The organism is Enterococcus sp. DJ147D b, assembly GCF_058216655.1.
Map to the genome: position 1 here is coordinate 328,612 of NZ_CM177104.1, position 16,483 is coordinate 345,094.

11 protein-coding genes and 1 other annotated feature are annotated in these 16,483 nt (G+C 36.8%); of the genes, 5 read left to right on the top strand and 6 right to left on the bottom strand.

The window, feature by feature from the left end; genetic code table 11:
- Positions 1-43: 43 nt before the first annotated feature.
- Entirely contained in the window at positions 44-1,339 is a 1,296-nt protein-coding gene (locus tag AC4BD1_RS01640; RefSeq protein ID WP_490466798.1) for a polysaccharide deacetylase family protein, read from the bottom strand.
- Between the two features lie 294 nt (positions 1,340-1,633).
- Positions 1,634-1,838 (top strand) — a binding site (T-box leader).
- 107 nt (positions 1,839-1,945) lie between these two features.
- On the opposite strand from AC4BD1_RS01640, the gene tyrS reads away from it, so the two are divergent.
- From tyrS to nhaC, 4 genes are all read left to right on the top strand, one after another.
- Complete coding sequence (tyrS, locus tag AC4BD1_RS01645; protein WP_490466799.1) at positions 1,946-3,202, top strand: tyrosine--tRNA ligase; 1,257 nt, start codon at positions 1,946-1,948, stop codon at positions 3,200-3,202.
- A 290-nt stretch (positions 3,203-3,492) separates the two neighbouring features.
- Positions 3,493-5,370 (top strand): tyrosine decarboxylase, encoded by a 1,878-nt coding sequence (gene tdc, locus AC4BD1_RS01650; protein ID WP_206899346.1) that lies wholly within the window; start codon positions 3,493-3,495, stop codon positions 5,368-5,370.
- A 237-nt stretch (positions 5,371-5,607) separates the two neighbouring features.
- Positions 5,608-7,065: a tyrosine-tyramine antiporter gene (tyrP, locus tag AC4BD1_RS01655; protein WP_206911091.1), complete on the top strand. Its 1,458-nt coding sequence runs from the start codon at positions 5,608-5,610 to the stop codon at positions 7,063-7,065.
- An 80-nt stretch (positions 7,066-7,145) separates the two neighbouring features.
- On the top strand, positions 7,146-8,513 hold the full coding sequence (gene nhaC / locus AC4BD1_RS01660; RefSeq protein ID WP_490485729.1) for a Na+/H+ antiporter NhaC: 1,368 nt from the start codon (positions 7,146-7,148) through the stop codon (positions 8,511-8,513).
- 82 nt (positions 8,514-8,595) lie between these two features.
- On the opposite strand, the gene AC4BD1_RS01665 is transcribed toward nhaC, so the two are convergent.
- The 5 genes from AC4BD1_RS01665 to AC4BD1_RS01685 all read right to left on the bottom strand — a co-directional run bounded on the left by AC4BD1_RS01665 (position 8,596) and on the right by AC4BD1_RS01685 (position 14,011).
- Complete coding sequence (locus AC4BD1_RS01665) at positions 8,596-8,868, bottom strand: SemiSWEET family transporter (RefSeq protein WP_490466801.1); 273 nt, start codon at positions 8,866-8,868, stop codon at positions 8,596-8,598.
- 144 nt (positions 8,869-9,012) lie between these two features.
- Positions 9,013-10,035: a LacI family DNA-binding transcriptional regulator gene (locus AC4BD1_RS01670; protein ID WP_206911086.1), complete on the bottom strand. Its 1,023-nt coding sequence runs from the start codon at positions 10,033-10,035 to the stop codon at positions 9,013-9,015.
- A 23-nt stretch (positions 10,036-10,058) separates the two neighbouring features.
- Positions 10,059-11,066: an aldose epimerase family protein gene (locus AC4BD1_RS01675; RefSeq protein ID WP_490467273.1), complete on the bottom strand. Its 1,008-nt coding sequence runs from the start codon at positions 11,064-11,066 to the stop codon at positions 10,059-10,061.
- Positions 11,059-11,724, bottom strand: a complete 666-nt coding sequence (pgmB, locus tag AC4BD1_RS01680; RefSeq protein ID WP_206911084.1) for a beta-phosphoglucomutase — start codon at positions 11,722-11,724, stop codon at positions 11,059-11,061. Before pgmB ends, AC4BD1_RS01675 begins: the two co-directional genes overlap by 8 nt.
- Positions 11,717-14,011, bottom strand: a complete 2,295-nt coding sequence (locus tag AC4BD1_RS01685; protein ID WP_490485730.1) for a glycoside hydrolase family 65 protein — start codon at positions 14,009-14,011, stop codon at positions 11,717-11,719. Before AC4BD1_RS01685 ends, pgmB begins: the two co-directional genes overlap by 8 nt.
- A 290-nt stretch (positions 14,012-14,301) precedes the next feature.
- On the opposite strand from AC4BD1_RS01685, the gene AC4BD1_RS01690 reads away from it, so the two are divergent.
- The gene (locus tag AC4BD1_RS01690; protein ID WP_490485731.1) at positions 14,302-16,470 is read left to right on the top strand and encodes a PTS transporter subunit IIBC; all 2,169 of its coding nucleotides are present in this window, start codon (positions 14,302-14,304) and stop codon (positions 16,468-16,470) included.
- The last annotated feature ends 13 nt before the right edge of the window (positions 16,471-16,483 follow it).

Sequence of the window (16,483 nt, forward strand, 5' to 3'; positions counted from 1 at the left end):
GCTGGGATTAACATCCCAGCTTCTTTTTTGACTAATTTTATATTTAGCTTAATCCGCGAGCTTGTTTATCCACAACGGAAGGCACATTGATGAACTGCTCTAAGACTTTATTTTGACCTGAAAGTTCAGATTCAAAGCGAATACCATCAATGTTGATCCGTGCTTGACGGTAATAGTTTGCACCCAATTGCCCCCAAGAAGGCGTAGACGCATCTACGTTACAGAAAATTGAAAAGCCTTGCGATTTTAAGTAATCAAATTTTTGGTTTTCAGCTGTATAGTCGTGCCAATCACTGATGTCTGCACCAAAAGGATAAATCAACATCGTTGTTTTTCCTAAGATTGGAGCGACTTCTGTTTGCCAAAGTTCATTGTCACGTTTTACATCTTCTAGAGAAGCATTTGTCATATTCAGATGACCCCAAGTGTGAGAAGCGAAGGTCCAGCCATCTTTTTTCAATTGTTCAGCAACTTTTGTCGCTTTTTTGATTTCTGTGTTCGTTTTCTCATTATCCCCGTATTCGGATTTGGAAGTTCGATAACCAAGCACGCCATTGTAGCCAGTTAATGCCAGCGTGCCCTTCGCTCCTTGATAAGAAAAATCAGGATGTTCTTCGACAAATGTATCAATCAAGGGAACCATATCAAAATCACCGATTTGTTCTTTTTTGTTATTAACATACACATTCTTCACTTTGTCCTTATCAATGACCAATTTGTCAGGAAAGCCTGAATCTTTCATGTATTCATAGTAACTGACATCATCTTCTGAAAGGACGAGTGGTTTTTTATCTTTAGGCAAAGAAACGCCTACAAAGGAAACATTTCCTTGATCATCAATCGTAACTAAGTCTGGTAAGTTGACTAAAACATAATTATTTTTATAAAGCTGTTCGATTGTTTTGTTGAATTCAGGGATTGTCACCATGTATTCTTTGTAGCCTTGTGCTTGTTGTGATTGGAATGCTTTAGCTGGATCAACAATCAAGCTATGGAAAAACAAATGAGAGATTTTTGTTGGATCATCCCATTTGACTAATTGTTCTTTTTCTTTTTTGATGGTTTGAAGGAGCTCCTTCGCTTCAGTGGAATGCGCGTCAGCTAATTGCTTGATCGCTTCGTCATAGTGATAACTTTTGACTAATTGTTGTGCTTTACTCAGTTTTTTATCATCGGAATTGGCAGTTGTTGGTTGGCTTTCGGTTGACTGTTCAGCCGTCGTTGAAGAGACTGACTTTTCATTAGAAGTTGCATGAATAATCAAAAATAAGCTGAAGATTGAAATTAGTACTGTTATACCAGCAGTGACTCCAAGAATTTTTCTTTGTTTTGGTTCCATTAACTTATACCCCTACCTTTACACTTTTACTCAAATAATAGAATAACTTTGTTTCTTTTATTGTAACGAAGACAGGAAAGAAGTAAAAGTGATACGCTGATTTATGAGAAAATCGGCTATTTTTTTCATCAACTCTAAGAGAAAAAATGATGTGTTATAAAATTGTCTAGAAAACTAATCAAATGTGGGTTTGAACGTTTTATTTTTTTGTTTTATAGTTATTTAATAAAAAAATATTTGTTTTGTGTTGACAAAGAAAAAAACGGGCTCTATGATAGACACATGTTAATAGATAACAAGACGAAGAACGAAACGAAGTAGTGATTAAGGTCGATGTTTCAGAAAGCTAGTGGTTGCTGCGAACTAGCACATGCCTTAAAACGAATTACATTTCAGGAGTCTTTGACAATTTTTTGTCACGCGACAGCGTTAGATGTTTGAGAGATATGTTCTTAAAGAGCATATAATTTGGGTGGTACCGCGAATTTTCGTCCCTTGACTAGTTATTAGTCAAGGGACTTTTTTTGTTCACTCAAAAAAGTTTTACTAATTTTACGAATGCTAGCAGGTTCCTGCTTTCATAAAAACTATACGGAGGTCAATATAATGAATATTATTGATGAATTAACTTGGCGTGATGCCATTAATCAACAAACAAACGAAGAAAGACTTCGCGAACTCGTTGAAGAGAAGAGTATTTCACTTTATTGTGGCGTTGATCCGACAGGCGATTCTATGCATATCGGACATTTGATTCCCTTTATGATGATGAAAAGATTTCAATTGGCAGGCCATCATCCATATATTCTTATTGGTGGTGGAACAGGAACAATTGGTGATCCAAGTGGACGACAAACAGAGCGTGTTTTACAAACAATGGAACAAGTACAACATAATGTGGATGCACTTTCAGCACAAATGGGTAAATTATTTGGCGCAGATGCAAATATCACATTTGTAAACAACTACGACTGGTTATCAAAAATTTCTTTACTAGAATTTTTGAGAGATTACGGTAAAAACTTCAACATTAATACGATGTTGGCAAAAGATATCGTTGCAAGTCGTTTAGAAGTAGGAATTTCATTTACTGAATTCACTTACCAAATCCTTCAATCAATTGATTTCTTGCACTTGCACAAAACATTTGATGTGCAATTACAAATCGGCGGCGCTGACCAATGGGGAAATATTACTGCTGGTTTAGATTTGATCCGTAAACTAGAAGGTCCTGAGGCAGAAGCCTTTGGACTAACGATTCCATTAATGCTAAAAGCAGATGGAACAAAATTCGGGAAAACAGCTGGTGGCGCAATCTGGCTAGATCCTAAGAAAACATCACCATTCGAATTCTACCAATTCTGGTTGAACCAAGATGATCGTGATGTTGTAAAATACTTGAAATTCTTCACATTCTTAACAGAAGAAGAAATCAATGACTTAGCTAAAAAAGTTGAAACTGAACCTGAAAAACGTGAAGCACAAAAACGTTTAGCAGAAGAAGTAACTGCTTTTGTTCATAGTAAAGAAGACTTGAAAGAAGCGCAAAAAATAACAGCAGCTTTGTTCTCAGGAAATATTAAAGAACTAAACGCTGAAGAAATCGCGCAAGGCTTTGGTAAAATGCCAAACGTTGACATTTCAAGTACACCTGAAAATATCGTGGAACTACTTGTTTCAACAAAAATTGAACCATCAAAACGTCAAGCACGAGAAGATGTTTCAAACGGAGCTATTAGTATTAACGGTGACCGTGTTACCGATTTAAATTTTGTCGTAAATCCATCTGATGAATTCGATGGTAAGTTTGTGGTTATTCGAAAAGGTAAGAAAAATTACTTTTTGGCCAAAGTAGTTGATTAGAATTTAGTAATTTTTTGCCTTGAAAAAGGGAAGCTCTATTACAAGATTCAAACTTTTGAAACCCATCCTAAAAGGGAACGACGGTTGTCGTTAATACAATCTTTAAGAGGGAATTTACTTTTGTAAATTCCCTCCTTTTTTTTAATTTTTTTAAAATCATATACAATTCACTCAATTACATATTATTAGAAAACGATTATAAAATCGTCTTATTTTTAGTTTACAGAATTAAAGAACAGGTGTAATGTAGGGCTCGACAAAATTTAAATATTTTTTTAGGAGGGTTTCACATGAGTGAATCATTGTCAAATGATCTAAACCTGAATGCACTATTCATTGGTGACAAAGCGGAGAACGGCCAAATCTATAAAGCTTTGTTAAATGAGTTAGTTGATGAACATTTGGGATGGCGTCAAAACTACATGCCTCAAGACATGCCTATTATTACGCCGGAAGAAAAAAGTAGTGCTAGTTTCGAGCACACTGTAAATAAAACGAAAGACGTTTTATCAGAAATTTCAGCACGTATGCGTACTCATTCTGTTCCTTGGCACAATGCCGGACGTTATTGGGGACACATGAACTCTGAAACATTAATGCCATCTTTACTAGCGTACAATTTCGCAATGTTATGGAATGGTAATAACGTTGCCTACGAATCTTCTCCAGCAACAAGTCAAATGGAAGAAGAAGTAGGACATGAATTTGCAAAATTAATGAGCTATGAAGATGGCTGGGGACACATTGTTGCCGACGGTTCTTTAGCAAACTTAGAAGGTCTTTGGTATGCTCGTAATATCAAATCTTTACCTCTTGCAATGCAAGAAGTAACACCTGAATTAGTTGCTGGTAAGAGTGATTGGGAATTGATGAACATGTCAACAGAAGAAATCATGAATCTGTTAGATAGTGTCCCAGAAAAAATTGATGATATCAAAGCCCATTCAGCACGTAGTGGTAAACATTTAACAAAATTAGGTAAATGGTTAGTACCACAAACAAAACACTACTCATGGCTAAAAGCAGCCGATATCATTGGTGTTGGTTTAGATCAAGTTATTCCAGTACCAGTGGATCATAACTATCGTATGGATATCAACGAATTAGAAAAAATCGTTCGTGAACTAGCTGCTGAAAAAACACCTATCTTGGGTGTAGTCGGAGTTGTTGGTTCAACTGAAGAAGGCGCAATCGATAGCATCGATAAAATTGTTGCTTTACGTCGTGTTCTAGAAAAAGAAGGAATTTACTTCTACTTGCACGTAGATGCTGCTTATGGTGGTTATGGCCGCGCAATTTTCTTAGACGAAGACAACAACTTTATTCCTTTTGAAGAATTAAAAGATGTTCATGCGAAACATCATGTCTTTACTGAAAACAAAAATTATCTTTTAGAAGAAGTTCATCATGCATATGAAGCAATTTCTGAAGCTGAATCTGTAACAATTGACCCACACAAAATGGGATATGTACCTTATTCAGCTGGTGGGATCGTTATTAAAGATATCCGCATGAGAGACGTTATTTCTTACTTTGCTACTTACGTATTTGAAAAAGGAGCAGATATCCCTGCTTTACTTGGTGCGTACATTCTTGAAGGTTCAAAAGCTGGAGCAACTGCTGCGAGTGTTTGGGCTGCTCATCATGTATTACCATTGAACGTAACTGGTTACGGAAAATTAATGGGTGCATCAATCGAAGGTGCACATCGTTTCTTCAATTTCCTAAACAACTTGTCATTTAAAGTTGGTGACAAAGAAATCGAAGTTCATCCATTGACTTATCCAGACTTCAACATGGTTGATTATGTATTCAAAGAAAAAGGAAACGATGACCTAGTTTCTATGAATAAATTGAACCATGACGTATATGACTACTCTTCATATGTGAAAGGTAGCATTTATGGAAATGAATTCTTAACTTCACATACTGATTTTGCTATTCCTGATTACGGTAACAGCCCATTACAATTTGTGAACCAATTAGGCTTCTCAGATGATGAATGGAACCGTGCTGGAAAAGTAACAGTTCTACGTGCAAGTGTAATGACACCATATATGAATAAAGCAGAAAACTTTGAAGAATATGCTGAAAAAATTAAAGCTGCTCTTCAAGAAAAATTGGAAAAAATCTACGCAGACCAATTATTGGCAAGCGAAGCAAAATAATTTAATCGAGATGGAGTACCCGTTTATTTCGTGAAGGTAGGAGAAGTCTGGGAATGATTGCCCAGGCTTCGCTTCTCCATTTCTTAGTTTTGAGGACGTCTTTGGAGCATTGTCGTTTAAGCGATAGGCTAAAGCATGAAACCGAACTTTGAATCGATGGAATTACTTTTGTTTATTGCTAACTTAGATTGCTTCAAAGACACTATTTTATCCAACAAATCAAGGAGAGTGTCAACCGTGAGTGAATCTAAAGTAAGTAAGATGGGTCTTGGAACCTTTATTGGTCTGACAATGGCACTGTGTGCTACAGTTCGGAGTATTCCGACTTTGGCAGCAGTAGGTTGGACGTTAATTTTTTATTCGATTTTTGCAGTTTTATTTTTTGCTGGCCCGATCTCAATGGTTTCTGGTGAACTTTCAACAATGCTTCCTCAAGAAGGTGGCCCACAGTTATGGGTAAAAACAGCTTTGGGTAGCAAGTGGGGATTTGTCGTTGCTTGGTTGCTATGGGTTCAAATGTTCCCTGGTATGGTAATGGTCGCTTCAACATTAGGCCCATTGCTTGGAAATACCTTTGGAAATGTTGAACTAGGAAATAACCATTGGTTCGTATTAGCTTGTATTTTAGTTATTTATTGGATTATTACTTTATTGAATTTAAAATTTGATATGGCAAAAGTTGGCGGAAATATTGGTGTTTGGTTGGGTGTATACATTCCCGTTGTCATTATGTTTGTGCTTGGTTTATTGGCAGCATTTAAAGTTGGCTTGGTTTCAAACGGCTATTTAGGTGCATTTTCTTGGTCAAAAGCTTTCCCAGACTTAGAACACGTGGAATCATTAAAATATCTAGCTGGTATCACTTTTATTTTTGTTGGGATTGAAATGAGCTCGGTTTATATGCCTCGCTTGAAAGATGCAACGAAAAACTATACTAAAGGTGTATTCATTGCCTTGATTGGTCTAGTTTTATTGAATGTCATCAATGCGATGTTAGTTGCTAACGTTGTTCCGAATGGAAAAATGGAATTGGCTAACATCACACAACCAATCTTGATTGATTGCCAAATTTTAGGTTTACCAGAAGTTATCGGAAATATTTTTAGTTTCATGGTCTTCATTGGTGTATTGTTACAGCTATCTGCTTGGGTTACTGGACCATCAAAAACCATCATCCAAGTGGCCAGAGAAGGCTTCTTACCACCAAAATTTGGTTTCCATAAAGAAAACAAATATGGTGTTTCTAAAAATGTCGTGTTAACACAATCTATTGTTATTTCATTGTTTGCGCTACTTTATGGTGTAATGGATGACGTTAGTGCGGTTTTCTTGACATTAACAAATGCAACTACAGTCATTTACTGTATTGTTTATGTGTTGATTGCTATTTCTTTACTTGAAATGAGAAAAAAACATCCAGAATTGAACCGACCTTATCGTATTGGTAAATCAGGAAACTTCTTTGCTTGGGTTATTAGTTGCATGTTGATTTTCTCAATCGTTGTCGTTGTTTTTGCTACATTAGGAACAGCAACAATGAGTGATGCATTACTTGTAACAGCTATCGCAGTTGTTATGTTTGTAATCCCATTGATCATCAACCATTTCAAGAAAGATTCTTGGAATACTGCAGTTGAAGCAAGTTTAGAAGAAAATTTAGATGAATACTCTGATCAAGTGACAAATAGTCACTAATCCAGATTGTCCTACCAAGAGAATAATATTTTCGAGGTGGGACTTTTTTCATGAAAAAAATAATGGAGAAGTGAGAACAAGTGAATAAAAAAAGTTCGATTAAAGAAAGTATCGCTGTCTTGGTGGTACTATTAGCGATATTAGGTATTTTGATTATTGGGTTTCATTTAACACCACACATCCCAATTTTAATCGGTTTTATGGGTTTGTTATTTTATGGTAAATTTAGAGGTTTTACTTGGGATGATATCCATGCAGGGATCGTCCAAGGAATCACACCGGGAATTATCCCAATTTTGATTTTTTTGCTGATTGGCGTGTTAGTCGCTTCGTGGATTTTAGCCGGAACGATTCCAACAATTATGGTTTATGGTTTTCAATTGATTTCTATCCGTTTCTTTTTACCCACAGCGTTTTTAGTTTGTACGATTGTAGGGATTACGGTAGGGAGTTCATTTACGACGATTTCGACAATTGGAATTGCCTTTTTAGGAATCGGTCATCTACTAGGCTTTTCTGATGCCATGACAACAGGTGCTGTAGTTTCTGGAGCTTTTCTTGGAAACAACTGTTCACCGTTATCTGATACCACGAATTTAGCAGCTGGAATTGGTGGGGTAAATTTATTCGATCACATTGCAGCAATGCGTTATACGGATTTACCAGCTTTTATTGTGTCTTTAATCTTGTATACACTATTAGGTCAAAATAGCCATTCGGCCGATTTATCAAATATTACTGGGATGATCGATAAGATGCAGGCAAACTTTTGGATATCCCCTTGGACGTTGATTCCATTAGTTATTTTATTTGGTGGTGCCATCAAAAAAATCCCAGCTATTCCAACTTTATTAGTGGGTTCTTCAACAGCAGTTGTATTGGCATTTATTCATCAAAAAATAACGATTCAAAAAGTCGCTGATATCTTGATGAATGGTTATCTTGCTCAAACTTCAGATGAAAAGTTGAATACATTGCTTTCTCGAGGAGGAATCATGAGTATGCTTGGTTCGGCCAGTTTGATTCTGTTAGCTTTGGCATTAGGTGGTTTATTGATCAAATATGAAATTGTTGGGACAATTGTTCAAAAGCTACGCGAAAAAATGGATCGGCCTTCACGTTTGATTGGCTTCACTGCATTAAGTAGTATCGGAATTAATTTGATTGTTGGTGAACAATATCTATCAATTATTTTGCCAGGAGAAACCTTTAAAGGGTCGTTTGAGCAAACTGGCTTACGTAAGACTTATTTGACGCGCACGCTAGCTGATGCGGGTGCTGCGGTCAATTCTTTAGTTCCGTGGGGAGTTAGCGGGACGTTTATTATGGGAACCATGAAAGTCAGTGCATTACAATATTTACCATTTGCTTATTTTCCATTGTTTGCGCCAATATTTACAATAGTAATTGGTTTTCTTTTGAATAAGAAAATTAAATTGGAAAAATAAAAATAATCGGCACTGAGACAAGAACATGTTTCAATGCCGATTATTTTTATTGAATAGATAAATGAGAACTTAACCATTTTTGTTATAGCGAAGTAAAAAAAGTGATAGCACCTAGAAAGATTCCGGGCACATTGGCTATGATGATTGGCCAATCTTTTTCTTTTTTTAACGTACCGTAAATTGTCCAGATGATACAGTTGACCATTGCTACTAATGGTTGGATAGGATTGCCTTTTGAACCCGCTAGATTATCCATGATTTGTGGGATATAGGAAACATACATCATCACTGAAAGAATCGATGCGATACGTCCGATATGCCCAATAATTTTTTCTCTTTTTTCTTCGTTTTCCATATAAACACTCCTTAATTTTCACAATCGTTCTATCTAACAGTATAGAGTTTCTTGTGATAATCGTCTAACTAAAAGAAATCGACTGTTATTAAACAGAATAAAAAGCGTTAGGATGAATGCCCTAACGCTTTTTTCTTTGCTCAATTATGTGGTTATTTCGGCTAATGGAATGACTGTCTCTCTTTTAATTAATTTATGAGGAATGACCATACGAACACCACTACTTAATTCGTCATGGATAATTTCTCGTAGCTTCTGCATAGCCATTCTACCTAATTCTGAAATATCGATATCAATACTTGTTAGGTAAGGGTGCGTTAATGTTGAAAAAATTGAATTATTAAAACTTATTACTGACAAATCATCAGGAATAGTGTAGCCATACATTTCTGCAAGCTGCATCGTACGTAGTGCAAAAATATCATCAATGACAACCAAGGCAGTGGCTCTCGTTGTTGTTAATGTATCATTAAAAGTTAGATAGTCTTCTGGATTTTCTAAGACAATACTAGGGAAAGTGGGTAATTGATTGAGCATCAGTGCTTTTTGGTAACCAAAATAACGCTCGAAGTATAAACTTTCATGCGTAGTATTTGTAACGAATAAAATATTTTGATGCCCATTTTGGATTAAAAACTCGGTTGCCTGTTTCCCAAGTAATTGATTGTCGTTATCGACATAAACAATATCATTTTCATGTTGATAAGGTTGACCAATCAGGGTGAACGGAATCTGATTTTTATATAAATAATCAATTACTGGATCAGCGCTATCTGAATAAACGAGAATAAAGCCGTCGACCTGTTTTTGTAGGTGCATGCGTTTGACGTTCTCAAGCAAAAGCTCAAAGCTTTTAGCCGTTGCAATCGCTGTCGTCATATCATAAAGTCGAGCTTCGTCGTTGATTGCTTCCATGATTTCAAGGTAGAACGGATTACCAAGTCTTTCTTTAGAATCTAGTGGGGGCAAAATAACGCCTACGGCATTCGATGTCCGCTTTCCGAGATTTCTGGCAGTCATGTTTGGAACGTAGCCAAGGTCATCCATTACTTTTCGAACTTTTTTCTTGGTTGTTTCCGAGATGCTTGGATGATCGTTGATTACACGCGAAACAGTTGAAGTAGCAACGCCTGCTTTTTTTGCGACATCTTTTACAGTGATAGCCATTATTTGCCACGCCTTTCTTGTGATTATGAAGTAGTCATGAATTGATAAGTTGTTTGGGTGATACGTTCTTGTCCAGGATGCAGTGTAATCGAACCCCATTCTGGAAAGTGAACGATGTCGGGTACTTCCTGTGGTTCAATAGCTAATCCGTAGTTTGAATGCATTTTCTGACCATTCAATGTAAAATCAGCATCAAACCCAGTCGTAGAAAATAATACCACACTTTTATTAGAAGTTGCCACAGACATCTGTCTACCTGACTCTTTTTCTTCCAGAAGAAGTGAAGGTTTAGTTACTTTAGGATAACGTAATAAAAAAACATCATCTAAACCAAGTGGATAAGCATCGAGAATTTGTTTTATCGAGTTCGTTTTTTTGAAGTTTATACGTAAGTCGTTTTCTTCGAGCAAGTTTCCTGTAGGTAATTTCTCAGAATCTAGCTCCAACATTCCCAACGTATTTAAGGTCAAAGAATGCGTTAAAATATCCCTTTGTCCGTTCCCTGAAAGATTGAAATACGCATGGTTGGTCGGATTCGTAATAGTAGTCACGTTGCTAGTTGCTTTAGTGGTCATTTGAAGCTGGTTATTTTGTAAACGGTACGTTATGGTAGCTTTTATCGGGCCTGGATAACCAGAAAATGTATCTTTTAAATAAAAGACAACGCCGATTGCATCTGGTTCTTCAAAAATTTCGATTTCCCAATATTGAAAAGACCAGCCGTTTGTTCCACCATGAATGTGATGTATGCCATTGTTTTTTTCCAGTTGATGATTTTTCCATTTGCCGTCGCGGATTCTCCCCGCGACAGGGCCGACAGTTGCACCAAAAAAACTTTTGTCAGTTAAAACATCTTCGTAATTATCATAACTTAGTAAGATATTTTCAACGTTTCCATCTTTGTCAGGCGCAAATAGTTGATGAAGACGAGCGCCATAATTGAGAAGAACGACTGTTAAAAAGTCGTTCTTCAAAGTGATTTTTTTTAAATTATGAGTAATTGGTGTAACGAGGATATGCGGTTTATTCATGTTCATGCCACACTTCTTTAAGGTAGGCTAGCGTTAACGCAGTTGTGTCAGAAACGATTGGGATGTTTTCACCAAGATCTTTTTTTTGACCGACGCCTACAGGTTGAGCACCACTTGCCATGATTGCTTGGATTCCGGCACGTGCGTCTTCAATACCGATGCAGTCTTTTGATGTTAAACCTATTTCTTTAGCAGCTAGCAGAAAAATATCCGGCGCTGGCTTACCATGAGCAATTTTCGCAGGGTCCGCGAGTGCATCGAAATAAGAAGTTAAGTTCATTTTTTGAAGTAGAAAAGGCCCATTTTTACTTGCGGAAGCAAGAGCAATTTTCAGGTTGGCTGCTTTCAAATCTGTAAGTAGTTCTAAAATTCCTGGGTAAACATCTCTGGGAGTGATTGCTTGAATCATTTCCAAGTAATAATCATTTTTTCTTTGAGCTAGTTCAGCAAATTCTTCAGCTGTAAAATCGTTCTCTTTATTTCCATAACGTAGCATTAAAGATAAAGAATCTTCACGGCTAACACCTTTCAATTGTTCGTTGAATCGGCGATCAATTGTAATACCGATTTCTTCACCAAGTTTTTTCCAAGCGTGGTAGTGATACTCAGCTGTATCAGTAATAACACCATCTAGGTCAAATAGAACGCCCTTAAACATAGTCATCTTCCTTTCTAAGCGGTAGAGATAATGTATTTGCTAATTCATAGGTCTGGTTATAGACAACGAAACTGAAAGGTTCACCTTCTAATAAAGTGAAAGTGACTTGATCACTTTCAACAACAACAGAAATCAAACGATTCCGATAGTTGATATGGAAAGAATAGGCTTCCCAAGTTTTAGGTAAAAATGGTGCAAAACTTAATGTTTCCTGGTCTGTTTTCATTTGCGCAAAACCTTGAACGATGGCTAGCCAGCTACCAGTCATTGAAGTAATGTGAAGTCCATCTTCGGTATCGTTGTTATAATTATCCAAATCTAAACGTGCAGTACGTTGATACATTTCAACCGCCTTTTCTTCCATACCTAACTCTGCAGCCAAAATGGCATGGATACTTGGAGAAAGGGAAGACTCGTGAACGGTCATTGGTTCGTAAAAATCAAAGTTACGACGCTTTTCTTCAGTTGTGAATTGGTCATTGAAGAAGTAGATTCCTTGTAAAACATCCGCCTGTTTGATGAAACAAGAACGCAAAATTTTATCCCAAGACCAATGTTGATTCAAAGGTAGATCACTTGGAGAAAGATTTGCTACTGGTTGTAGATCTTTATCTAAGAAAGTATCATGTTGTACAAAAATTCCTAATTCTTGATCTATTGGGAAGTACATATTTGCGGCGATTTCTGTCCATTTCGCTAATTCTTCGTCTGAAATTTTGACAGTTGCCTCTTTTTTGAACTCAGAATATTTTTCAGCTGTATAACGTAAAACCCAAGCAGCAATCGTGTTCGTATACCAATTGTTATTGATATTATTTTCATATTCATTTGGTCCAGTAACTCCATGAATCATATATTTATTTTGTCGTTTGGAAAAATGAACGCGATCTGCCCAGAAACGTGCGATCTCAGTCAAGACTTCCAGACCTTCTTTTTTCAAGTATTCTTGATCGCCAGTGTAATTTGTATAGTTATAGATGGCATAAGCAATCGCGCCATTTCGATGGATCTCTTCAAAAGTAATTTCCCATTCATTATGGCATTCAACACCTGTGAAGGTAACCATTGGATAAAGTGCGCCTTTTAGTCCTTGTTGTTGTGCGTTGTGAATGGCTTGTGGTAATTGGTTGTGGCGGTATTTTAAAAGATTTTTTGTTACTTCTGGTTTGGCTAAAGCTAGATAAAGTGGTACGGCATAAGCTTCTGTGTCCCAATAAGTTGCGCCACCATATTTTTCACCAGTAAATCCTTTTGGTCCAATGTTCAATCGTTGATCTTCTCCATAATAAGTTGAGAATAGCTGGAAAAGATTGAAGCGAATTCCTTGTTGCGCTTCATCATCACCTTTAATGATAACATCCGCCAATTCCCAGCGTTTTGCCCAAGCTGCTGTTTGATCTGCTTTTTCTTGTGCATATGTTTGATCAAGCTGATTAAGCATCTCCATTGCTTGTTGAACTTGTTTTTCTTTTTCAACATCACGGCTAGTTAAAACAACGACTTCCTTATCAATCGTAAATGATTCACCAGCTTGTAAAGTCTTGGTAAATGTTGCAGATAAAGTCAATTCAGTTTCTTCATATGTTGGTACGGCTAGTTTACCGTCGATTAAATGACGAACGGCAGAAGTAACGGCAAAAGTTTCAATTCCAAAGTTATTAGGGATTGTTTCAGTAGTTAAATAGCCGATACCATCTTTTGAACCAACGGCGATCGGTAGCCAAAAATGTTCTTCATAATTGCTGTCCTCATTTTGAACATCCCCGTCTAATTTTGAACGAAGATCAATTGTGCCTGTGCCTTCAAGCATTTCGACAGTTAAGTGGATAAATGCAGATTCTTTTTTAGAAATACTTAGAAAACGCTCAAAAGAAAAGCGTACTTTATTTGTGTCAGTAGTGATTGTAAATTGGCGTGATAATAGTCCGTTCCTCATATCTAATTCTAGATAAAAATTTTCTGGCTGGTGCGTTGCTAAGTCGACTGGTTGCTCATCGATAAATAAATCCATCGCGATAAAGTTCACCGCATTGATCACTTTACCAAAGTATTCTGGATAGCCGTTTTTCCACCAGCCAACTCGAGTTTTGTCTGGATACCAAACACCTGCAAGATAAGTTCCTTGATGGTGATCGCCAGAATAACTTTCTTCAAAGTTACCACGCATACCCATGTAGCCATTTCCGATACTTGTAAGGGATTCTTGTAGGCGTAGTTCATTTTTATTAAGTTGATTTGTTTTGATTTTCCATGGATCGATTTGAAAAAGACGTTTGATTTGTTTCATGATTTGCCTCCTAGTGAATTCATATTGATACGTTTATAATAAACGCAACCGATTGCGTTAGTCAATAAAAATAATTCAAGAAATCTTTTTATTTTGACTGAAGGATGATAAAAAGGATTAAATACTGATTGTTGTTGCTTTTCAAAAACTAACGTGATGTACAGAGAAAAATCAATATAAGAAGTAGGGAAAATTTTTTTGTCGTTGATTAAAAATAAAGCATTTACAAAAAATAAAACCCAAGCTATAATGACAATATAGCGAAACCGATTGCGTAAAGGAGAGAGAGCATGAAGAAATTATTTAGTTTTGAATTTTGGCAAAAATTCGGAAAAGCATTAATGGTTGTTGTTGCAGTTATGCCAGCTGCAGGGTTAATGATTAGTATTGGGAAATCACTGCCACTGATCAATCCAGATTTTGCACCGTTAGTTACAACAGGTGGTGTAGTTGAGAGCATTGGTTGGGCAATTATTGGTAATCTACATCTTTTATTTGCACTGGCTATTGGAGGCAGTTGGGCAAAAGATCGTGCAGGAGGAGCATTTGCTGCAGGGATCTCATTTGTATTAATCAATCGAATCACTGGAGCGATTTTTGGTGTTACTGCGGATATGTTAGCGAATGAAGAAGCATTTACGCATACCTTATTTGGTACGAAAATCATGGTTAAAGGATTCTTTACTAGTGTTTTAGAATCACCTGCTTTAAACATGGGCGTTTTTGTTGGGATTATCGCCGGATTTGTTGGGGCGATGGCTTACAATAAATATTACAATTATCGAAAATTACCTGATGCATTATCATTTTTCAATGGGAAACGTTTTGTACCATTTGTTGTAATTTTATGGTCTACAATTGTTGCTTTGATTCTTGCTATTGTGTGGCCAAATATCCAAGCAGGAATCAATAACTTTGGTTTATGGATCGCTCAATCACAAGATAGTGCACCAATTTTAGCACCGTTCTTATACGGAACACTTGAACGCTTACTTTTACCTTTTGGGTTGCATCATATGTTAACGATTCCAATCAACTACACACAATTGGGTGGAACGTATGAAATTCTATCTGGTGCACAAGCTGGAACACAAGTATTTGGTCAAGATCCATTATGGCTTGCTTGGGCAACAGACTTGGTTAATCTTAAAGGTGCTGGCGACACATCACAATATGCCTTTGTATTGGAAAACTGGACACCTGCACGTTTTAAAGTTGGACAAATGATTGGTTCGTCTGGTATTTTAATGGGCTTAGCTTTAGCAATGTATCGTAATGTGGATGCTGACAAACGTTCAAAATATAAATCAATGTATTTCTCAGCAGCGTTGGCAGTTTTCTTGACAGGTGTGACAGAACCTCTTGAGTTTATGTTTATGTTTGCAGCAATGCCATTATATATCGTGTATTCTTTTATCCAAGGGGCAGCTTTTGCAATGGCAGATATCTTACCATTACGAGTACACTCTTTTGGGAATATTGAATTATTGACACGAACACCACTAGCTATCAAAGCCGGTTTAGGTGGCGATTTACTTAACTTTGTTCTGTGTGTTGTAGTATTTGGTGTAGGAACTTATTTCTTATCAAACTTTTTAATCAAAAAATTCAATTTTGCGACACCTGGACGTAATGGAAACTATGATAATGATGGTGGCGATGCAACAGAGACAACAAATGCTGGTGAAGGCGTAGCAAGTGAACAAGTTATTCAAATTATTCATTTATTAGGTGGTAAAGAAAATATTAGTGAAGTAGACGCGTGTATGACTCGTTTACGTGTGAGCGTCAATGATCGTGAAAAGGTCGGTACAGAAGATGCTTGGAAACGTGCTGGAGCAATGGGGTTGATTGTAAAAGATAATGGGGTACAAGCTGTTTATGGACCAAAAGCGGATGTTTTGAAATCTGATATTGAAGATTTGTTGCAATCTGGTGCAGCTATTCCCTTGCCAAAAAATAACCTAGTAAGTTCAACAGAATCACAAACGACATTTTTAGGCAAAGAACAAGCGATTCATGCGGTAACAACAGGAAAGTTGATTGCACTTGAAGATGTTGATGATCCTGTGTTTTCACAAAAAATGATGGGTGAAGGATTAGCGATTGTCCCAACTCAAGAGACAGTGGTAGCACCAGTTGATGCGAAGATTATTAGTATTTTCCCAAGCAAGCATGCGATGGGCTTACAAACGGTAGATGGTATTGAAATCTTGATCCATATGGGAATCGATACGGTTGAGTTAACGGAATCGGCTTTTGAAGTTTTTGTTAAAGAAGGGCAAATAGTTACTGCAGGAACAAAACTTGCATCTATGAATTTAAATGTTATCGAAAAAGCTGGTAAAGAAACAACGATTATGGTTATTTTCACGAACAGTGATAAGGTTGAAACATTAGAAATCCCACGGTTTGGAAATGTGCAAGAGAATGAAGTCATTGGAACTATCCACATTTAAATTGAATACTTGT

Excerpts from the sequence above, each read along its gene's own strand:
- AC4BD1_RS01640 (WP_490466798.1), bottom strand. The coding sequence starts at position 1,339 with ATGGAACCAAAACAAAGAAAAATTCTTGGAGTCACTGCTGGTATAACA.
- tyrS (WP_490466799.1), top strand. The coding sequence starts at position 1,946 with ATGAATATTATTGATGAATTAACTTGGCGTGATGCCATTAATCAACAA.
- tdc (WP_206899346.1), top strand. The coding sequence starts at position 3,493 with ATGAGTGAATCATTGTCAAATGATCTAAACCTGAATGCACTATTCATT.
- AC4BD1_RS01665 (WP_490466801.1), bottom strand. The coding sequence starts at position 8,868 with ATGGAAAACGAAGAAAAAAGAGAAAAAATTATTGGGCATATCGGACGT.
- AC4BD1_RS01670 (WP_206911086.1), bottom strand. The coding sequence starts at position 10,035 with ATGGCTATCACTGTAAAAGATGTCGCAAAAAAAGCAGGCGTTGCTACT.
- AC4BD1_RS01675 (WP_490467273.1), bottom strand. The coding sequence starts at position 11,066 with ATGAATAAACCGCATATCCTCGTTACACCAATTACTCATAATTTAAAA.
- pgmB (WP_206911084.1), bottom strand. The coding sequence starts at position 11,724 with ATGTTTAAGGGCGTTCTATTTGACCTAGATGGTGTTATTACTGATACA.
- AC4BD1_RS01685 (WP_490485730.1), bottom strand. The coding sequence starts at position 14,011 with ATGAAACAAATCAAACGTCTTTTTCAAATCGATCCATGGAAAATCAAA.
- AC4BD1_RS01690 (WP_490485731.1), top strand. The coding sequence starts at position 14,302 with ATGAAGAAATTATTTAGTTTTGAATTTTGGCAAAAATTCGGAAAAGCA.